The organism is Aedoeadaptatus coli (genome assembly GCF_900343085.1).
Taxonomy (GTDB): Bacteria; Bacillota; Clostridia; order Tissierellales; family Peptoniphilaceae; genus Aedoeadaptatus; species Aedoeadaptatus coli.
Genome location: NZ_OPYI01000001.1, coordinates 106,292 through 128,653, shown reverse-complemented (window position 1 = coordinate 128,653; position 22,362 = coordinate 106,292). Strand labels below are relative to the sequence as shown.

General features: G+C 28.5%; 9 protein-coding genes. 2 read left to right on the top strand and 7 right to left on the bottom strand.

The features are described from left to right. Window positions 1-12 precede the first annotated feature (12 nt). The 5 genes from DG046_RS00605 to DG046_RS00585 all read right to left on the bottom strand — a co-directional run bounded on the left by DG046_RS00605 (window position 13) and on the right by DG046_RS00585 (window position 9,745). Window positions 13-6,186 (bottom strand): non-ribosomal peptide synthetase, encoded by a 6,174-nt coding sequence (locus DG046_RS00605; RefSeq protein ID WP_108830668.1) that lies wholly within the window; start codon window positions 6,184-6,186, stop codon window positions 13-15. 12 nt (window positions 6,187-6,198) lie between these two features. Continuing rightward, the gene (locus tag DG046_RS00600) at window positions 6,199-7,788 is read right to left on the bottom strand and encodes an AMP-binding protein (protein WP_108830667.1); all 1,590 of its coding nucleotides are present in this window, start codon (window positions 7,786-7,788) and stop codon (window positions 6,199-6,201) included. Window positions 7,789-7,806: 18 nt separating this feature from the next. Continuing rightward, window positions 7,807-8,481: a 4'-phosphopantetheinyl transferase family protein gene (locus tag DG046_RS00595; protein ID WP_036764335.1), complete on the bottom strand. Its 675-nt coding sequence runs from the start codon at window positions 8,479-8,481 to the stop codon at window positions 7,807-7,809. Beyond that, window positions 8,459-9,217 (bottom strand): thioesterase II family protein, encoded by a 759-nt coding sequence (locus tag DG046_RS00590; RefSeq protein ID WP_108830666.1) that lies wholly within the window; start codon window positions 9,215-9,217, stop codon window positions 8,459-8,461. The genes DG046_RS00595 and DG046_RS00590 overlap by 23 nt, the downstream gene beginning before the upstream one ends. A 156-nt stretch (window positions 9,218-9,373) precedes the next feature. Then, the gene (locus DG046_RS00585) at window positions 9,374-9,745 is read right to left on the bottom strand and encodes a metal-dependent transcriptional regulator (protein ID WP_073998359.1); all 372 of its coding nucleotides are present in this window, start codon (window positions 9,743-9,745) and stop codon (window positions 9,374-9,376) included. Window positions 9,746-10,288: 543 nt separating this feature from the next. On the opposite strand from DG046_RS00585, the gene mobC reads away from it, so the two are divergent. Both mobC and DG046_RS00575 read left to right on the top strand, forming a co-directional pair. Beyond that, window positions 10,289-10,657: a plasmid mobilization relaxosome protein MobC gene (gene mobC, locus DG046_RS00580; RefSeq protein WP_108830665.1), complete on the top strand. Its 369-nt coding sequence runs from the start codon at window positions 10,289-10,291 to the stop codon at window positions 10,655-10,657. Beyond that, window positions 10,657-12,027, top strand: coding sequence for a relaxase/mobilization nuclease domain-containing protein (locus DG046_RS00575; RefSeq protein ID WP_108830664.1), 1,371 nt, complete (start codon window positions 10,657-10,659; stop codon window positions 12,025-12,027). Before mobC ends, DG046_RS00575 begins: the two co-directional genes overlap by 1 nt. Before the next feature lie 186 nt (window positions 12,028-12,213). Here the strand turns inward: DG046_RS00575 and DG046_RS00570 are convergent, their stop codons facing one another. Then, the gene (locus DG046_RS00570; protein ID WP_108830663.1) at window positions 12,214-13,356 is read right to left on the bottom strand and encodes a single-stranded DNA-binding protein; all 1,143 of its coding nucleotides are present in this window, start codon (window positions 13,354-13,356) and stop codon (window positions 12,214-12,216) included. A gap of 33 nt (window positions 13,357-13,389) precedes the next feature. Then, window positions 13,390-22,314 carry an SNF2-related protein gene (locus tag DG046_RS00565; protein WP_417878138.1) on the bottom strand — a complete coding sequence of 2,975 codons (8,925 nt, stop codon included), beginning with the start codon at window positions 22,312-22,314 and terminating at the stop codon, window positions 13,390-13,392. Between the last annotated feature and the right edge of the window lie 48 nt (window positions 22,315-22,362).

The following is a 22,362-nucleotide window of genomic DNA, read 5'->3' as shown; positions in this document are numbered from 1 at the left end:
TCTCCAAATACATCATTTCAAAAAATCCATCAACTTTATTACCAAATTTTCAATATATGGAGTTTCCATAAATTCCCCTAATTCTAAATGAAAACCATATCGTTCCATTAATGTATTAGATAGTTGTATCATATTTAAAGAATTCCCTCCTAGTTTAAAGAAGTTATCTTCTTTTTTTATTTCTTCAATTTTTAAAATTTCTTTCCAAATTTCTGATATAGAATAAAGTAGCTCAGTGTTCAATTTATCTTCTGTTTTCTTGTTTGATTTATGAATATCTTCATCAGGTTCATTATTTTGATAAACTGATAAGTCTTCTCTAATACATACATTATTTTCAGTATCTTTATTTTCCTTATAATTAATTTTAGTGGAAAACGCATTGGTATTATTTATTATAGTATCCAATAAGTTTCCATAAGACTCAAACATCCTATCTAGCAACTGTGCCGTAAATATTTCATCAACGGAATCCCAAATTATTTTTAATTTGCCGTCCATTTCCATAACTTGATGATCAAGCCAAACTTGTGGTGTTTGAGAAATATTATATACAAGTTCTCCTAGCCAAGCATCTTTCCTGCCTTCAGACAAACCTAATCCACTTGTAAATACTATAGGCATTAAAGAATATCTATTGTTAGAGTGTTTATTTCTTAATTCTCTTCCAAATTCTACAGCACTATATGAATTGTGTTTTGTATCTTCTAATAATTGTTTTTGCAACATTTTGGATTTTTCTAGCAATGAATCGCTAGTACAATTTTTTACTTCAAGAAATGTTAGGTTAGTAAAATCTCCTATGATTTTATTTATATCCGGATGAATTTGTTCCTTGTTAAACTGTGTAATATTTAATACAAATTCATCATTTAATGAATATTTCCTAATTATTTCAGAAAATAATGTTATTAATAAAATTGTCAATGTTATGTTATTTTCTCTTGCGATTCCTTTTAATTTATTCAATCCATAAGAATCAATAATTTTTTCTCTTCTATTAAAAGTTTGTTCTTCTATATCACTTTCTAACTTTGCTATTTCAAATTTAGGGGCTTCCAAAAATCCATTCAATCTATCCAGCCAATATTTTTTATCAACTTGATATTTAGATGTGTTTTTTACTTTTCTAATTTCTAAAACATAATCTCTAAATGAAACATCTGGTAATTCCTTATAAAAATTTTCATCATTATATCTTAATTTCAATTCATCTAGAATATAGAACATACTCCAACCGTCTAAAATAATATTATCTAAACTAATATGGAGTCTGGATTTAATTTCATCTAAAATGCTAAGTTTGAAATTAAATATAGGCCATTTATCTATCTTTAATATTTCGTGAGACATAATATCTCTAGTCAGTTTTAAAGCTTCCTCTTGTTCAACCTTATTAAGACATGATAAGTTATTAATATCTAACATAAATGGTGGAACTTTTCCCAATATCTGTTGTGTTCCATTGTTTAAAATTATCGCCCTTAACATAGAATGATACTTAATCATATCATTTATTACCTTTTGAAGTTTATTAGGCTCAATATTCAAACAATCTAATTCGAAGTAACAATGTGTTGCTACTGAACCTAAAGAATACATTTTGTTTCTTCCTATCCAATATGCAAATTGCACATCCGTTAATGGAAATGGCTCGTTTATGTTTTTAAAATCATGTACAATTCTTTTATATGGTAAATGTCTATCTTTTTCGATTTTCTTAATAAACTCTGAAAAATCTCTTAAAATAGGATATTTAAAGATATCGCCAATTGATACTTCTACGCATAATTCTTTTTGAATTTTTGAAACAACCTTTGTTGCTGTAAGAGAATCTCCCCCTAATTGAAAATAATTAGAAGTAAACGATACATTTTCATTATTTAAAATTTCTTTGTATATATCAATTATTTTTTTTGTAATTTCATCATACTTTTCTATTTCATTTGTATTATTAATCCTTTTTCTGACATTGATAAAATTATGATTATCATTTCTTTCTATCAATTTTCTTAATGATTTTCTGTCAATTTTCCCATTTTTATTTAATGGCATTTCTTCTACAATTATAAACTCAAGTGGAATCATGTATTCAGGAAGCTTGTTCTTTAAAAATTTAATTAATTCATCTTGTTCAACATCTATTTTGTTATTTTTAAGAACATATATCATACTTCCCATTTTGTTAATTTCAGTCTCATTAGATAAATACTCAATTTTATATTTACAATTTTCACTTGCATTTTTAATGTTTTTAATATTTGGAATAATTTTTCCATTTCGCTCTAACAAATCAAAATCAATAAAACCACGTTCTAATACAGATGCACTAATTTCTGGTAATAATAATTCATCATTTATTTCAGTTCCAATCACAACGCCCATAGGAGATAATATGGTTTTTATATTACGCAACATATCTGAAATATTATGAGAACGATGTAGCGAATTATATAATATGACAATATCAAAATTTTCCGTTTTAAAATTTTCCAAATACTTACTTGAAGAATTTATTTTTATAAACTCGAAACAAGTATATTTATTTTTTATGCCTTCAAACTCATTTGAAAAATATAGCGAAGTGTCGGTATAAACATATTTTTCGATTTTATCTTCAAAGTTTGTAATTACCTCTTCTGTTAATTCGCTATTTCTTCCACCTATTTCTAAAATCTTAAGCTTTTTATTTTTGCTATCAAATACCATCTTTATAATTTCAATAAGTTCATTTATATTTTCTTTATAATTTTTCAGTTTTTTCAAAAGTCTGGAAGGACTAAGTTTAGATTCAGAAGCATAAAACACATCAATAGCTTGTTTCTTACCCTGTATAATATCTACCACATTATTTTTGAAATTATCTAGGTTGACTGTTGTGTCTAATGCTATATCTATTTTTTTAAATAAGTAAATACCATCTTCTAAACTTATCATACTATGCTCTTGCAATAATAATAGCCATCTTTTTACGAGCAATTCGTATCCTATATCTATTTCTCCAAATTTCATTATTTCATCAAAAGAATACCTTTTTCCTTGACTAATACCCAAATCCATGAAAATAGAAAATATCAAACCTAAAACCATATTATTTTCACTATTTAGATACTCATCATAATCAATGTATTCAGATTTCAGTTTATTAATTTTTTCATTACTACTTAATCTAGTTAATGCATGATCCTTACTCTCATTACTTTCAATAAATGCGACCAATTGATTATTAGTGCCTATCTTAATAACATCAACAACAGCTTTATTAATTTTAGGATTTCCAATTAATGCATCTTCAATTTCTCCAAGTTCTATTCGATGCCCTTTAACTTTTACCTGATTATCAAGCCTTCCTAAAAATTCAATAGTTCCATCATTCCATGTTCTTCCAGCATCTCCAGTTCTATACCATTTAACTCCATCCGATTCTACAAATTTCTTTTCTGTTAATTCCTTATCTCCCCTATATCCCTTTGCAACACCAACCCCACCAATTAACAATTCTCCTTTAACATAGTTAGGACATATTCTTCCTAAACCATCAACTACTCTATAGACTTGATTCTTTAACGCTTTTCCATACGGAATAGAAATCCAATTTTCAGGTATTTCTTTTGGAATATTGATATAGTTTGACCATATGGATGCCTCCGTTGCTCCACCCATTCCAACTACAAGAGAGTTTTTACTTCTGCTATAAAATCTTTTAGGTAATGTTGTTGCAATCCAGTCTCCAGAAAGAAAAACTAATCTCAATGGAATAGAAACATCTTTACCCTCTGCCATAGTTACTAGCATATCAAAAAGAATTGGCACCGAATTCCACATTGTTACTTCATATTTTTCAATAAGTTTTAACCAAAGTTCCGGATCTTTGAAATTATTATCACCTAAAGTAATGATGGTTCCTCCAGCCGATAATATTCCAAAAATATCATAAACTGATAAATCAAAATCAATTGCTGATACCATTATTACGCTATCATTGGCATTTACTTCATATCTTTCATTTAAGTCATTGATTGTATTAACAGCACTATTGTGTGCAATTTCCACACCTTTAGGAATTCCTGTCGTTCCTGATGTCATAATTACATAGGCTGTATCAAACGGACTAATATTGACAGGTTTTTCAATTATACTTTGAATAGTTGATTGATCTATATCAACAAATGTGATATCTGTATCATCTAAATTAAAATCCCTTATTGTATTTTTATTGGATAAGACATGTTTTATTCCTATCTGTTCATATATTTTCCTTCTTCTTTCGTTGGGTTGATTAATACCGATAGGAACATATGCTGCGCCGGCAAATAAAATTCCTAAAATACCAACTATTTGACTATATCCCCTTGGCAATGTTATTCCCACGTAGTCATTCTTTTTTACTCCAAAAGATATTAAATTTGTTGCAATAATTAACGCCTTTTTGTATAAATCTCCATAAGTTAATTCGATACCGGATTGTGCATCCACAATAGCAACTTTTTCCGGGTTTACTTTAATCCTATCAAGAAATTCTGTATAGAGAGTTTGTTTAGGGTAACTCAAAGGCAAAATATTTTTTAATTCTTTTTCTCTATCTTCAATCTGATTCAACGGAAGAATTTCAGGCAATCTATACCAATTTTCATTATCACTTAATGATTGTAATAAAGTGTATAAAGAGTCGAACATATCATCAATCATTCCATCTGGATATAATTCATCAACCACATCCCAGCATAATACAATCTCATCATCTACTAAATAAGTTTGAAAATCGAGCCAAACTTGTGGAGTTTGTGATACCATATAGTTTATTTTCCCGAATATTTTTCTTGTTTCCTGAGTCTCTAAAGGATAATCTATATTACAAGCAAACACCACAGGTGCAATATTGATAGTTTTTCCAACTTCTTTATAAACATCTCTTTGTACCTGCACTCCAGAGTATGAGCTGTGAGAGGCATTTTCTAAAAATGTGACAGATATAGTTTTCACTCTATCTAAAAATTTTTCATTCTTTCTTTCACACTCAACTAATAGAAGATTAGTAAAATCTGCAACCATTCTTTTAACACTATTATCATTTACATCTCTATTGAATAATGGCACATTGATCACAAATTTTTCTTGATTTGTCCATCTTTCAATAATCATTGAATATGCTGATAACAGAACCATTGATGGGGTAACTTTATTTTTATATGCATTTTCTTTAATCTTAATCCAGTTTTCTTTGCTAATAATTTTCTTTCTTCTTGAAAAAACCACTTTTTCAATCATTTCCGGTTTTGTGTTAATGGGTAAGTTAGGTGCCTCTAAAGGAAAACTGGATTCAATTTTTTTCTTCCAGAATTCCTTATCTTTTTTGTATATTTCGTCATCTATTTTTCGTTCCTCCAGATAATTTTTAAAAGTATAATTGCTATCTATTGAAACTTTATCTTCTCCGCAGTACAGCTCTACAAGTCTACTCATTATAATGCCTATGCTCATTATATCTGCAACTAGAATATCAATATCTAAAAATATTCTATGTTTTTTATCCTTTAGTAACGCAATGCTAAGGCTAGCTACTTCTCCAACTTCTATATCAAATTTTCTATGAGACATTTCTTTTCTCATTTCCAATAGTTTTATGTCTGCATCTTCTTCAGATAGTGAAGTATAATTAAAAATTTTAACTTCTTTTGAGTATGGTTCTTCCATAATTTGCTGAGTACCATTACGGTTAAATTTTGCTCTAAGCATTGGATTTTCCATTTGCAAACAGTTCCAAGCAGCAGTTAATTTATCTGTTACAATCTCTTGTCCATCAATTTCTAAGTATGCGTGACACCCAACACCACCTAGAACCTGATCTTCTTCTCTCCCTACAAAATAAGCATACTGTACATCCGTTAAATGGAACTCTTCCGAAATATTCTTTTCTCTTGATTCAGTCTTTTTATCAATATTTTTAATATTTGCTTTTTCAATAAGTCTAATCCAATCTTCAAGTGTAGGATTTTCCATTAGTTTTGCAAACGATAATTTTATCCCTAATTTTTTAAGCTCTGAAACTATTTGCATGATTTGGATAGAGCCTAAACCCTTTTCAATCAAATTGTCTTTTTCTGAAGGTTTAACTCCATCTAAATCTTCTTGTAAAACTTCATCAAGAAGCTTTATTGCCTGTTGCCTGATTTGATATTCTTCCATGCGATATTCTCCTTATTTAATCATTTGTTGCTTCAATTTATTTTTATCTATCTTTCCAACACTTGTTAATGGCCATTGATCAATATACTGTAATTCGTCTGGTAATTTAAAAGAAGCAAGTCCTCTTTCTACCAAGTAATTCCTTATATCTCTAAGTGTAAGAACAGCACTTCCCTTCAAAATAAATACACCTATTTTTTCTCCAAGCGTCTCATCGGGTATGCCAACAATTTGCACTTCTCTAATATTCTTATTTGTAAGCAAAATATTTTCCAACTCAGAAGGAACTATTTTTTCTCCAGCACGATTTATCATCTCCAACACACGACCAACAATTTTATAATTGTCTCCATATAACTTAGCGGCTCTATCTCCTGTTCTTAAAAAACATTCTTCTGTAAACTGAGTATCATTTAGTTTTGATGAATCATAATATTCCAAAATAGTATATGGTCCCCTAACTATTAGCTCTCCAAAATCTCCATCAGGAACCTCTTTCCCGTTTTCATCAACAATACGAGCTTCGTCAAACTCACTTAACTTCTTCCCTTGAGTATGTAATCTGTCATAATCATCGTCCAAAACCCTAGAGCAAGTAATCAACGACTCACTCATGCCATACAATTGCAATAATTTACAATTAAATTCTTCCTGAATCTTTTTTGCTAAGTTAGAATCAAGAACAGATCCACCTATCTGTATATACTTCAAACTGCTGATATCAGCATCATCATTTTTAAGATATTCTATACACATATTAGCTAAAGTAGGTACCAATGCCATAATGCTAACTTCCTGTTCCTCAATCAAAGGTATTATTTCATCAGGACTGGATACTCTACAAGTAACCACCTTACCACCTTTTGACAATGTCCCAATCATTCCCGGACAACAAAGTGCAAATTTATGGCTCATAGGTAAAGCTGCCAAATACACTGTATCTTCATTCATATCTGTTGCATTTGCCAGTTCTTTTGCTAAATATATAAATTCACAATGCCTATTAGGTATTAGTTTCGGAAAGCCTGTTGTTCCTCCTGACAATAAAAATATAGCAGTCTCCTTATAATCTAACTCTTTGGCAAATTTATTTTTTCTATTTTGTCTTAAAGCACATAATTTCTCATATTTCTCTGTTTCGCCAATCAAATAAACTTGTATATCTTCTTTCGTATCTTCTATAATATTAGACACCATATCTTCATATGAAAATCCTAAGTACCTGTTAATTCCAATATATGCTTTTGCATTTGTTTTATTTAAAATTCCCTTAACTTCAGAATATCTATGACCCATCAAGATAATTACAGGAATCACTCCTATACTCATCATTGCAAATAAAATTATAATGAATTCTTTACTATTAGGAAGTTGAAATAATACTTTATCTCCCTTACAGAATCCTTGATTTAAAAGTCCATTAGCATAACAATCCACTTCATCTTTAAGTTGTCTATATGTCAATTCTTCATTTTCATCTACAACTGCTACTCTATCGGCGTATGTATTTGACCACATTTTCAAATGTTCGCCAACAGTTAGATGCTCCCAAACATCTTTATCATAAAAGTTGATTAATTGTCTCTTAATCTCTAAATTCATAATATTTGCCCTACTTTTTTAATAGCATAACGCAAAAACAAATTTTTCTTTTTCAAAAATCAAAATCTCCTTTTGAATATTATTTTCTTTATCTATAACTTTCATTACATTATTATTTTTATTAATAACATCGACTGTTTCCAAATTTTGAATTAAACCGACTCCTTTATATTTTAAATAAGCTTCTTTAGAAACCCAATATTTGTAAAAGTCTTTCAAACCTAATATTTTTTCATTGTTAATAAAAAAATTATTCTTAATTTCACTATAATCTATATTTCTTTCTATATTTTCAATATCAACTCCTATATCATTTCTTGAGAAGGCTACTATTGAAAATCCTGTGGTATGTGATATATTAAAATGTAAATTCAAATGATTTCTAATATATGGTTTATTATATTTACCGTAACGCCATCTAATCTCTTCGCATTTTAGTTTCTCAATTTTAGAAAATAGCAAGTTTACTATTGCTTTTGTTACAGCATAATTAATTCTGTCACTTTCTTTTCTATACTTCCACATAATTTCAATTTGATCTTTACTTAAATATGGAATACATTCACTTATAATTCCGTAACTATTTGTCTCTACAGCAACTACTGCTATACAATCATCATGTATAAATTGAACTACCTCATTAATGTCAAATTTTGTTAGTTCTGTAATTTTAATTATTTTTAACGTTTTCATTAATATAGCTTTTTATTTCCCTTATAACCATTTCAGGAGATGTATTAACAAACATATGCTTGCCATCTATATATTTATAGACGAATCCTTTTGTTGTATAATCTTGCCATTTTTTAAGTTCTTCTAATTTCATTTCTTGATCTTTATCTCCCATAAGTCCAAGTATGGGACTTTCTAATTTTTCATGTTTTGTATCTTGATAGTCTTCGTCTATTACAAAATCTGCTCTAAGTGTCGGTAAAAAAATTGAAATCAATTCTTTATTATCTAATATCTCTTTCGGGGTTCCCTCATATCTTCTTAGCCCTTCTATAAAACCTTCGTCATCAAGGTAATAGATTGGGTTTGGTTCTTTATACACTGGAGCACGTCCACCTGAAATTATTATTCCTCTTGGATTTTCATATCTTGAATTTTTGATCTTTAAGGCTATTTCATAAACTATTTTTGTTCCCATACTATGTCCAAATAAATAGTAAGGTTTTCCAAAATCAAAATTTTCTTCCATATCATTGAATAATGTTTCAACTAAAATATTAATATCACTTATAGCTTTTTCAGAAAATCTATTTTCTCTTCCTGGATATTGAGCAACAAATATCCTTACATCTTCAAATTCATATTTCCAATTTCTAAATGCAGATACTCCACCTCCTGCAAACGGAAATATAACAAGACTAGCTTTAATATTGTTTTCGTCTAATTCTTTATTTAGCATTTCAAAATTTTTTGACATAAATTCACCTTTTAATATATTTTTTGTTAGCAATAGCTAACTTTTATTCATTATATACCATTTGATAACATTTATCAATGAGTTTTTGAACTTTTTTGTAAAATAATTAAAAAAAATAGCATAAAAAACTTATTTAAAAGTTATCTATGCTATTAATTATAAGGTTTCATTAAAATGTTTTTTTAATTTTTTAAACGTTTCATCTGATATAACGTGTTCTATAAGACAAGCTTCACTTTCTGCTTGTTTAGGATTAACTCCAAGTTTAATGAATACGCTAGTAAGATACATATGTTTTTTATACATCTTTTCACAAAATTTTTTTGATTCGTCTGTTAAACGAATTATTTTATCATCTCCATAAGTTATCCTGCCTTTATTGTCAAGTTTTTTTAGCATTCTTGTAACCGTCGGTCTTTTGTAATCCAAATAGTTAGCAATGTCTATATTTCTAACCTCTTCATTTTCCAAAGATAAAATATATATGGCTTCTAAATAATTTTCTTCAGCAAATTCCCTGTGTAAAATAAATTACTCCCCCCCCTCTTAAATTGTTATTAACTAATAATTTAATTAAATATCTTTAAATATGATAATTTAAAATATTTTTTAATATCATACATATTATTATAGTTGTAAAAATATCTATTTCAAAGTAATTTTTTTAATTTTTTAAAATTTAAGTTATCATAAAATAGTGTATTTTTATTAAACAAAAATAGCAAAAATAGCAAAAATAGCAAGCACAGTAAGTGCATATGCACTTACTAAAAATGAAATAAGAATACTACTATTATATCACTTATTTTTTTCCATTTTACTTGTTGGGGAATATCCCCAAACCCCTAAATTTATAATGATTAAATTCAGTACAAACTCTTATAATAGCCCCAACGCAAACTTGAATATTATCTCAAAAAGTGATAATATATAAATACTAAAAAATTAAATCAGGAGATTTCCAGACGAAATATATAGAATAAATTAAACCTGTAAGTCAAGTTATCCTACTTGAATTTACAGGTTTTTCTTTTTTATTTCGATTAAGAAATTTATTAAGGAGGTCAAATTATGACAAGTAGATTTAGAAATAACGGAATTTATTTAATGTTATCTGACGAGGAGTTAGAATTGCTAAATGAAAAACATAAAGCATCTAAGTGCAAAACTCTTAGGCAATTTATTATGAAATGTATTTTAGAAAAAGATATTTATGTATTAGATATGGATGTCTTTCGTGAAATGTCAACAAATATAAGTCGTATTTCAAATAATATAAATCAAATAGCTAAAAGAGTAAACACTACATCAATTATATATAAAGATGATGTAGAAGATTTAAAAAGCTTATTAGAAAATCAAGCAAAAGATATTTTCTCTATGCGTAAAAAAATATACTCTCTTACTAATTCTAATAGCATAAATACTGAGAAAGAATAATGGCAATTACTAAAATTCATCCTATAAAATCCACTTTAAAAGTAGCACTTGATTACATTATGAATAGTGATAAAACAGATGAAAAAATTCTAATTTCCTCCCTAAACTGTAACCCTATAACTGCTCATTTAGAATTTGAACAAACAAAAATAGAATGTAATTCTAAAGCAAAAGTTTTAGCAAGACATTTAATTCAATCTTTTTTTCCTGGAGAAACTACTGCTGAAGAGGCTCATCAAATAGGTATAGAACTATGCGATAAAATCTTAAAAGGAAAGTATGAATATGTTCTTACTACCCATATAGATAAGGGACATATTCACAATCATATACTATTTAATAATGTTTCTTTTGAAACTGGTAAAGCATATCAAAGTAACAAAAAAACTTACCACCAAATTAGAAATCATAGTGATGATTTATGTAAAAAGTATCAGCTCTCTGTTATAGATGAATATTATGTAAAATTTAAGGAAAAGTATAAAACCAATGGTAAATCCTACAAAGAATATATTGAATTTAAGAAAGGAAAATCTTGGAAACATAAACTTCAAATCGCTATTGATCATACTATTAATAAAGCAAATAGCTATGAGAATTTCTTAAAGCTTATGGAAGAATATGGCTATGAAATTAAACTTGGAAAATATCTTTCTTTCAGACATAAAAAACAAGGAGAAAAAGGGCGATTCATTCGTGCGAGGGAAACTACTCTTGGAAAAGATTATACAAAAGAGAAAATAAAAGAAAGAATTGAAAATAAGGTAAATGAAAATTACAAAAATAGTGAAGTACATTATGCTAAAAAATCTTACAAGAAATTTGATAATATAATAGACATAGAAAACAATGAAAAGGTTAAATCTTCTAAAGGTTATGAAATATGGGCTAGAAAACATAATATGAATACTATGGCGAAGACCTTAAATCAGCTTAGAAAATACGGTCTATCATCTAGTATGGATTTGGAAAATAAACTCCAAGAAGAAGCTGTTAATAGGCAAGAAATCCTAAATAAGATTAAAGATGTTGAAAAAGTTATGAGCGAAATTTACGCAGCTATTGAATACATTAACACTATAAAAATAAATAAAGTTATATATAAAGCCTATAAAGAAAACCCAAATGATAAAGATTTTTATAGTGAATATAAGCCTCAAATTATCGCATATGAAAAAGCAATAAATACTTTAGAAAAGTGTCAATATAAAAATCTAAGTATAAAAGACTTGTCAAAATTATATGATGAATACAAAAATAAAAAAGATATTCTTATGGATGACTACACCAACGAGAATATATTGATAAATGAATTGACCCAATTAAGAAAGAATACTGATAAGTATATTTATAATGAATTGTATAAGTAAGGATCTGGTGTATCAGCTTCTCCGGTAGTGTGGAAAGTTTTGTTTAGGGGAGACTGTATAAAATTTTGTGTATCAGCTCTCCTGATAGGATGTGGCTGATATTTTTTCAATAACCCATCATTTTCCCATAAAGACAACCAATAAAAAAATACAGGAGGCAGACTAAAACCTGCCCCCTATAATCTTTTATCTTTCTATGCTATTATCCTTTTTCTTCTTTTCATCCACTTTCATATCCCCTTTAGTCTTAAATTCCTTTAATTTCCCTATTGTTGATGCTTTTGCTTTAGTATGCTCTTTAGCTTTTAATAACTTTGCAGAGTATACTTTTAAATTTGTGTATTCCTTATTATCCTTTCCTATACTTTTCTTTTCTTTGCCAAATAGGTGTACAAAATCTCCTTTTTTCAAATTTTTTACTTGATTGATTTTGTCATTATAGGCGTAGCAGCTGATGAATTTTGCATTTCCTTCCTTGTCATTTTCAGCAATAGAAAAGGAGGCTACTTTAAAGTCCCTCCCATCTTTTGATTTTAAATCTTTAATTTCTATATCAGTTGCTATATTTCCATCTATATTTAATGTATCCTTTTCTTTATTATCTATATCTTTCATCTCTTTATCTCCTTGTTCTTGATTAACTTCTAAATTTTCTTTTAACTCTTCTTCGTCTATATATTCAATAAACTTTTCATCAATAAGACCCATAACTGAATCGTTCATATAATTATCATAGGCATTATTAAGAACATTTTCATTTTCTACTCCTGTTTCAAGAGATATAATACCTTTTACAAATTCTTTATGATTATATTCTGCTAAAAAATCTATTGTATTTTTCATGCTTTCAAAATTTGTATTTTCCATATTTGCTATTGTTTTTATATCACTTGCGTATCTAACAGAATCCCATTCATACTTTCCACTTTCTTTGTTAAACTCTACTCCTGTGGCTAAAATAAATTGCTTCCCGTCAAATAAGGTAGCTTGATTATCTTTCACATCCAACACCATAGTGTCTCCAAATTCAGTTTCAATTACATTTCCCTTTTTTATATTCATTTTTATTCCTCCATTTCTATTTTTATCTTTCTTATCTGTTAAATCTTTTATTTCTTCTTCCTTTCCATCACTAATAATAAAATGTTTTATTTCTTCAACTGTTGGATCATCAATTGTAGTCTGAATAAATTCAACTAATTTATCTTCTGAATCGGCAAAATTTTTAATTCCATATTCAACTATATTGTTAATTATTCTCTGAGTAGCACCATCAAAAGAAAAATTTTCTCGAATAAATTCATTAAATCTATCTCTATCAAATTCCATATTCTTTGTCCTCTAATAATCTCATTAAAAGTTTTATCTGCCACATGGTTCACTATTATTTATTTCTTTTATATTATTATTTACTGATAAATTCCCCTTATATTCCTTTAATTTATCCATAATAGAATTTTGTTTTTTCCTTTCAAAATCTCCTATTTCCTGCACTTTACTATCTCTAAAGTCAGCATCATTTCTATCTATTATTCCATCTAAATCCATATCTTTAGATAATGGATCATAGAAGTTGCCATCATCATCTATTTCAAGTCCCATTACTTCTCTCAGTTTTTCTTCATTTACTGATACAAGCTCACTAAAATCCCAAAAGCCAATAGATGTCTTTATCTGTACTAGCTCTTTTAAATCACTTGCATCTAAGGGATCATAGGTGTATTGAAAGCTGTCAATTAGGCTATTATCTACATAGGTGTTCATCTTGTAATTTATTAAATCTAAACTTACTTGTATTTCATGTTTTTCATCTGGTGTAGTTGTATAAGCTATTCCTATATCTGTTAAGTCAGGAAATATAGTATCAAAGTCCTCTAACCTGTTTTCTTCATCATATTCTCTGTTAAGGAAGTCTATCAATTCTTCCTTTACTTCTTCTAGTAATGGATTATCTTGGCTTATATCTTCACTTTTTCCCATATCTAGTAAATTATTTACTTCTGCAAGTCTTAGTGTCTTATCCTTTAAAAGTTCAGCTTGTGGAAATGTCTTTTGTATTTCAATTTTAGCTGTTTGAAATTGCTCTTCTATATCTTTTAGTTTTGAAATTGTATTTTCTAATCTTTCTGGTAATTTATCCAATACATTATCCATTCTTGTTATATTACCTATTTCATCTGTTCCAAACTCTCCTCTATATTCTCCCTTATCTTTTAATATAAAGTTATATTTATTGAAAAAAGAATCATATTTTATGGATAAATCAAAATTTCTATATTCACCTATTTTTTCTCCATCTTTATCCATTTCCCTATATATTTTAACTCCCTTAATTTTGTTCAACAAAAACTCTCCAGCTATTTTCTTATCTATATACTTCTTTCCGTCAATAATTAGAGAGGTAAATTTATTATCTTCTTTTAAATTTTTATCTACTTCTCTATAAGGCTCAACATTTTTAATATCTTCCTTTAAGTTCTCTATCCTTTCTTTTAATCTTTCTATTTCCTTTGGATAAAATTTAACTACTTTATCTTCCAGCTTGTAAAGATTTGATTTAAAATTGGACTCTAGCATTTTAAGTTTAGAAACTTCAACATCAAGGTCCATCTTCTCCTTTATTAATGGATTTCCTGTTGCAAGAGCTTTGATTTCGGCATAGTTTAATGTGGCTTCGTCTACATCTTCTGCAACTCTTACAGGAGTCTTTGACGTCATAATTTGGGAAATATATTTTTGTTTATTCTCTAAGGTTTGGAATAGGTAGGCATCAAAAGTATTTTCTGTTACATATCTAAATATATGGACTTCCTTATTCTCATTTCCCTGCCTCACAATCCTGCCTGCCCTTTGAGAAAGATCAGCAGGTCTCCATGGTATATCAAGATCGTGAATTGCAATTAGTTTGTCTTGGGCATTAGTACCTGCTCCCATTTTCTGTGTTGAACCAAGTAAGACTCTTATTTCTCCCTTTCTTACCTTATCAAAGATAGCGTCTTTTTCCATATTGTTTTTTGCCTTATGAATAAATTCTATTTCATTTTCAGGTACTCCCATATCTATAAGTTTTGTTTTAATATCATCATAGATATTAAAATCACTACTTGGTGTAGACATATCACAAAATATTAATTGAGCAGATTTTTTATCTTTATATTTGTCCCAAATGCTAAATACATTTTTTATACAGGTATTCACCTTACTATCAGGATCATCAGGAAGTAAAGGATTGATTAATCTTTGATCTAATGCCATCTTCTTCCCATCATTTGTTATTAATAGCATATTATCAACACTTGAATCTACCTGCTTATCACGAACCTTATCTGCTCTCTCGGAAAAAGTTTCAAGAATTTCTTTTTGTTCTTCAGTAGGCTTTGTTTTTATAGTTTCATAATGGGCAATTGGTGTAGGAAGATTTAAAACATCAGCTGTTTTAATATCCATAAATCCTTTTACAGTATTCATAAGTTCAGGAAGATTATAAAATTTTGCAAATCTGGTTTTGCTCCTATAACCATTACCCTCAGGATTTAATTCTATTGCCGTTATCGTTTCTCCAAAAGTAGATGCCCAAGAATCGAAATGTTGCAATTTCATCTTTTTTAATTCATCATACTGTAAATATCTCTGCATGGTATAAAGTTCAGCCATACTGTTGCTTACTGGTGTACCTGTGGCAAATACTAATCCTTTATTATTAGTTATTTCATCCATATAGCGGCATTTCATAAGCATATCTGATGATTTTTGTGAATCTGTAGAAGTAATTCCTGCTACATTCCTCATTTTAGAAAATAGATAGAGGTTTTTGTATGCGTGGGCTTCATCTACAAATAACTTATCTACTCCCAGTTCCTCAAAGGTTACAACGTCATCTTTCTTATAATCAGCATTTAGTTTTTCTAACTTTGTCTCTAATTTTTTCTTTGTTTTTTCTAATTGCTTTACAGTAAATCTTTGATCCCTTTCTCTTTTATATTCATCTATATAGTCAATTATTTCATCAATTTGACCTTGCAATTCATATTCTTGTCTTTCTTTTGATATAGGAATTTTTTCAAATTGACTGTGCCCTATAATAACAGCATCAAAACTTCCTGTAGCAATACGACTACAAAATCTTTTTCGTCTATCTGGTGTGAAGTCTTTTTCTGTAGCACATAATACATTAGCTCCTGGATAAAGTTCATTAAATTCTCTTCCAAATTGCTCTACAATGTGGTTAGGAACAACAAACATTGACTTATTACTCATCCCAAGTCTTTTTGACTCCATGGCTATACCTATCATTTCAAAAGTTTTTCCTGCTCCTACTTCATGGGCAAGTAAAGTATTTCCACCAAACAAACCTCTTGCTATGGCATCTTTTTGATGTGCTCTTAATTCTATTTCAGGATTCATTCCTTCAAAAGTAAGATTAGATCCATCATATTCCCTTTGTCTTATGGAATTGAATCTTTCGTTATAATCTTCTACTAATCTATTTCTTCTTTCCACATCATCAAATATCCAGCTTTTAAATTCTTCTTTTATCATCTCTTGCTTACTTCTTGCGAGCATTGTTTCTTTTTGATTAAGCACAGATTTTTTCTTTCCATCACTGTCTTCTACTTGGTCAAATACCTTAGTATCTCTTAAATTTAAAGTATCTTCTATCAACTTGTAGGCATTTACCCTATTTGTACCATAGGTAAAAGAAGCAAGGTCATTGTCCCTATCAGAGCTTTTTCCTTCAACTCTATATTCTCCTGTAAAGTCAGAATACTTAATATCTATATTCCACCTTGATGAAACTGGTGTTTTCAACAAATCAAACATAAATTTTTTGTAATCTTGTTCAGGTATCCATGTTGCACCCATTCTAACTGTAATCTCACTTGCATCTAGTGCTTTAGGCATTACTTCCACTAGCTTTGCTTTTTGAAAATGTAACTCTTCTAATTCTTTTTTTAAGAGTTTACTATCCTCTAGATTTTCTTCCTTTCCTAACTCTTTTTCGATGTTTTTAATATAAGAGTCTACAACTTCAATTTTATCTCTTATATTTCCTGACAAGTATTCATCAGCACTTACGTAAGGTCTTGAAAAATCTCCTAGCTCATTAGCAGACTTAAATGGATTTATATCATTAGGTTCAAAGGAATCTAAATTTAAAAATATTTCTCCCTTTAATTCTTCTATTAATTTATCTCTTGTTTTTCCTGTCAATTCTTCCATATAATCAAAATTTATTTTACCTTTTTGACTAATGGAGAGTACCAGAGCATCTATTGCCCTATCTGTATGATCTATTATTACAGCTTTTTTTATAGTTCTCTTGTTAAAGATGTCAGATTTTCCTATAAAGTTGCCTTCTTTATCTAATTTTTCCAAAGTTGAAATTAAAGAAAAATTGGCATCTTCTCTAAATAACTTTTTATTGGTTTTTGAATTTAGTCTTCCATGTTTGCTACTGAAATCATCGTAGAATTTATTTAGATTTTCTTGTTCTTTTTTTATCTCTTCATCTGAATAGTCTTCTTTTTGATAGGTTATAACTTTCCTTAGACTTTCATTTAATCTTAAATATTCTTTTACCTTATCTTTATCCTTTTCATTTAAGGATATTTTTTGCATAATTGAATTTTCTCTAAAATATATTTCATCATCCACTAAAGCAAAAGAATAGTTTTTAACTCTATCATCAGCCGGTATTGTTTCTTCTCCTAAATCATCATTTATTTGAGCTTCTTCATACCTACCTTGAATATTTTTAATGGCTTTTTTTAGTCCTTCTTCTAAAGAAATATCTTTATTTTCAATACATGCAAGGCTTGTCCCAAATCTTGACGGTATTTCTTCCATAGTCCCTATTACCATCTGAGGATTATCTACAAAGTATTTATTATATATTAGTCCTTTTTCGTTTTCATCTAGCTTTACCCAGTCTTCATCTATCTTTAATAGCCTATCTCTCTTTTTTAAAAAGATTATATCTGAAGTTACTTCTGTACCTGCTACTCCTTTAAATGTTCTATTAGGTAGTCGTATTGCTCCTAAGAACTCCGCCCTTTCTGATATATATCTTCTAACATCTTCACTTTTTTTATCCATTGTTCCTGAAGATGTTATAAATGCAATGATGCCGCCATCTCTAACCTTATCTAAAGTTTTAGCAAAAAAATAATCGTGAATTAGAAAGTTATTTCTTTCATACTCACGATCTGCTACTTTAAATTCTCCAAAAGGAATATTTCCTATGGCCACATCAAATAGGTTGTTAGAAAAATTGGTTTCTTCAAATCCTTTTATTTGTATATTGGCATTAGGGTAAAGTTCTTTGGCAATTTGTCCACTAATGCTATCTAATTCAACTCCATAAAAGTTTGACTCTTTCATTTCTTCAGGTAGATTTCCTATAAATCTCCCTGTCCCAGCACTTGGTTCTAATATATTTCCTTTTTCAAAGCCAAGATTAGAAAGACTTTCATAGATAGAGTCTATAACTACTTTCGGCGTATAAAAAGCCGTTAAGGTTGATTCTCTTGCCCTATTATATTCTTCCCCAGTTAAATTTTCTTTTAAAAAGTTTCTTGCATCAAGCCATTGACCTTCCTTTTCTTCATCAAATACATCAGAAAGTCCTCCCCAGCCGATATACTTTGCCAAAATTTCCTGTTCATCTTTTCTTGCACTTCTATTTTCTTTTTCTAAAGCCTTTAAGACATTTATAGCTTCAATGTTGTTTTTTAATCTCTGTGAAGGTGGTAGGTTTTCTTCTTCATTAATAATTTTATAGTTTTCTAAGGAAAATTCAGAAACCCCTTCTATATTTTCTCTATCAGTCTTTTTGTCTTTTTTAACTTCTTCTTCGTTATTATTGTCAATATCTTCAAAGCTGATTTGTTCTGCTAGTTCCCCTTTATCAATAGATTGTTTTTCTTTTTCACTAGATTTATATACTTCTAAATCAAGATTTTTGTAGTCATTAAAAAGAATTGTTTCACTTCCGGTAATAAAACCATTCATTAGTCCTGTGCTATCTTCTAGTTCTATAGTTTTAGGACTTGTAGTATCGTTAATAGCGGTTATAGTGTATTCTTTTCCTTTGTATCTAACACTCATACCTTCTTTAAATGGATTTTCTTCTTGCCTTGTTCTATCATTTTCTATTTGCTGATTTAAATATCCATTTAAAATCACTTCTCTATGTTTGTCATCAAGTAAATAAGGTAAGTTACTTAATATGTCCTTATAACTTTTATATTTTATAGCTTGATTAGAATTTAAAATATACCCATTGTATCGTAAATTTTGTTTAAGAGATTTCCCCTTAGCATCTAAGATTAGCTCTACCTTATACCCTTCTTTTCCATCTATAATATTTTCTGGTTTTTTTAATAATCCATCTTCTATTTTCTTTGATAGTAGTAAGTATTCTTCATTTTGAGGATCAAAATTGTATTCTCTTTTTTCTTTGATATCCTTATCTATTAACTTTGAAAGCACTTCTTTTTTATCTCTTATTTCTTCAATTTTTGATTTTTCTTCTTGCGATAAATTTATATTAAAAGTAATTTTATTTTCTTCATTTATATCTGCTAAATTTTGATATGCTCCATTGATTTCAAGATTTTTATTAAAAACATATATATCATTATAATAATCTGGAAATTGCTGATTAAAGCTTTGAACGTCTATATCATAGCCATCCTCAAATTTTGTAACTTTATCATCATTAATTTCAAATAAACCTTCCCTTTCCAATTCTAATACATCATTTAAGTTTGTAAGATTTACTTCTTTCATTTTGACAGTAATTTCATCAAACAAACTGTCTATTTTTCTGCTATTTTCAAAAGATTTCCCTTTATATAAAGTATAGATCTTTCCTTGTGAGTTTTCCTTTCTTGGATAAACTCTAATTCCTGTTTCTTCTAGTTCTATATCCTTTGTTTTCTCTTTATCTACTAAGGCATAATAAAATCCTACTTTTACCGCTATTTTATCTTCTACAATCTCTTTTGTTAATTTTTCTTCTACTTCATTTCTTAATACTTCTAAAGCTTTTAAATTGCTTCCTTTAAAGGAATGTGAGAATAGTTTTAAGTCCTTATCAAAATAGGCATCATAAGAATAATATGTTATTTGATTATGGTTATTATCATATCCACTGGAAATATTTTTTATTTTTAAATATTTATTGTCCTCTGTTTTAACTATATCTCCCACTTTTATAGAGAGGATTTCCTTATCATCTTCTATATTGTTTTCAAGTGAATTATTTAAATGTTCTCTATATCTATTTTCTATTCTAATAGCTAATTCTTTAACCTTATCTATTGACTTCATATCATCCGGAAGATTTCCCTGCTTATTGGCAACTTCTCTCATGATTTTTGCATATTCTCTTTGAAATACAGAGTTAAAACTTGCTAAGGTATTATTTCCTAAGTTTTCTCTTGCCTTTATAATTTCATTTTCTAAAACTTTATCCTTAACTAATACATCAAAAATTCTATCTTCAATTTGATTTATTGAAATTATTTTTTCATCTATCTTATTTTCTTCTATAGTTTGATTAAGTTCTATCTGACTTTTTCCTATTTGTTCATAAAGAAATTCAAAGTCTCTTTGGTTGATCTCATTTCCATCACCTATGTCTATCTTATAGTGATCAACTATTTTTCCATCTACTATATGGTTAAAATAGAATTTGGAATACCCTTCCCACTCATCAGTCATCTGACCATACTCATCTTCTCCTAAGGTCTTATTATGAAGTCTTATCTTTTCATCTATTTCCCTTATTTTATCTAATAGTTCTTTAGTCAGCCTTTGTCCCGCATAATCTTTTTCTATTAGACTTGAACCCTCATTAAACTCAATTATCCAATAATCATCTTTTCTAAGGCTATCTAAATCAAAATCTATATTCTCTTTATTTTTATTAGTATAAAATTCCTTAAATTCTTCAAAACCATTTACTATATCATCATCTATAACTTCTTTGTTAGAATTAACTATAATATTTGGAATATCATCATATTGGCTTTGACTTTCTAAAAGGTAATATTCTCTTCCTTCTATTTTTTCCTTTTCTTTAATATAAAAAGTGTCATGTATTCCCTCAAGAATAATTCCATCGTCTAACTGGTCTAATGGTATATCTAATTGTTTTTCAAAGGCTATGGAATATATTTCTTCTTTTAAAAAGTTTGGTATAAATTCATCATAAATGATAAGTTTTCCATCATCACCTATACTTGCTACAGACTGTCCTTGATAATAATATATAGAACTATTATTTGTTCTTTCTATATATACATCATTATCAGTTGGAGGTAAATCATCTTGATAATTTATATACTCCTGGCTTTCTTTTTCTGTTTTATTTATTTCCTGATCTGTTTTTTTCTCCCTATTTTCTTCAAAACTCTCTTCATCTATATATCTATTCTTTTTAATAAGGTCATTAATTTTTCTTGCAACATTGGACCATGATAGTTGTATTTCTTTTGCATTACCTTTATTATATTTTATTCCCTTCGCATCGTGCCACTCACCACTTTCTCTTGCAGCAGATAGTGCATGAGAACTTCCACCTACGCCATATTCATTTTTCAAGAAATCTGCTTGTTCTTTTAAATCATGCTTTTCAGTAAAAAATTCATATATTCTTTTCTTTCCATCAGAAAACCCGCTTCCTCTTTTTAGGCTTTCATCTATTTCATCTTGTGTTATAAAACTCTGAATAGGTGCAATATCCTTTAAATTTGACCTATATAATTTTCTTTCTATTTCTAGATCATTGATATCATTGTAGATTCTAGATAATTTATAATGATGAAATCTTAAAATATCAGGATTAATCTTATATTCTTCTAAAAATACCTCGTATTCTTTTCTAAGTTTATTTATAAAATTTTTATCTTCAAGTTTTTTCCCGAGGTTTTCTTTTTCATCTTGGAAGCCTCTTACTTTTATATCATTAAGACTCGCTAGATATCTGTCCTTAGTTTCATCACTAAGATCTCTCTTTAAATACAATAATGTTTCTGCTATTTTTTCTCTTTCATATGTCGCACTTTCTACAATCTCAACATTGCTAGCAAATTCTCCTCTATCTAATAAATTATTAATATTATTAGCTAAATCTTTCCAAGAAACTATTTGCCCTTCTCTATATCTTGCCTCATCTCCATCTTTAAAAATTGCTCCTTCCTTTCCAAACCATGCAGATATCTTTCTTCCTTCAATTTCAAGACCATTAGCTCCCTTATATATTTCTTTCAAAAAGTTCACCTGTTCTTCTAAAGATTTACCCTTAGAAAATTCTGCTATTACCCCTAG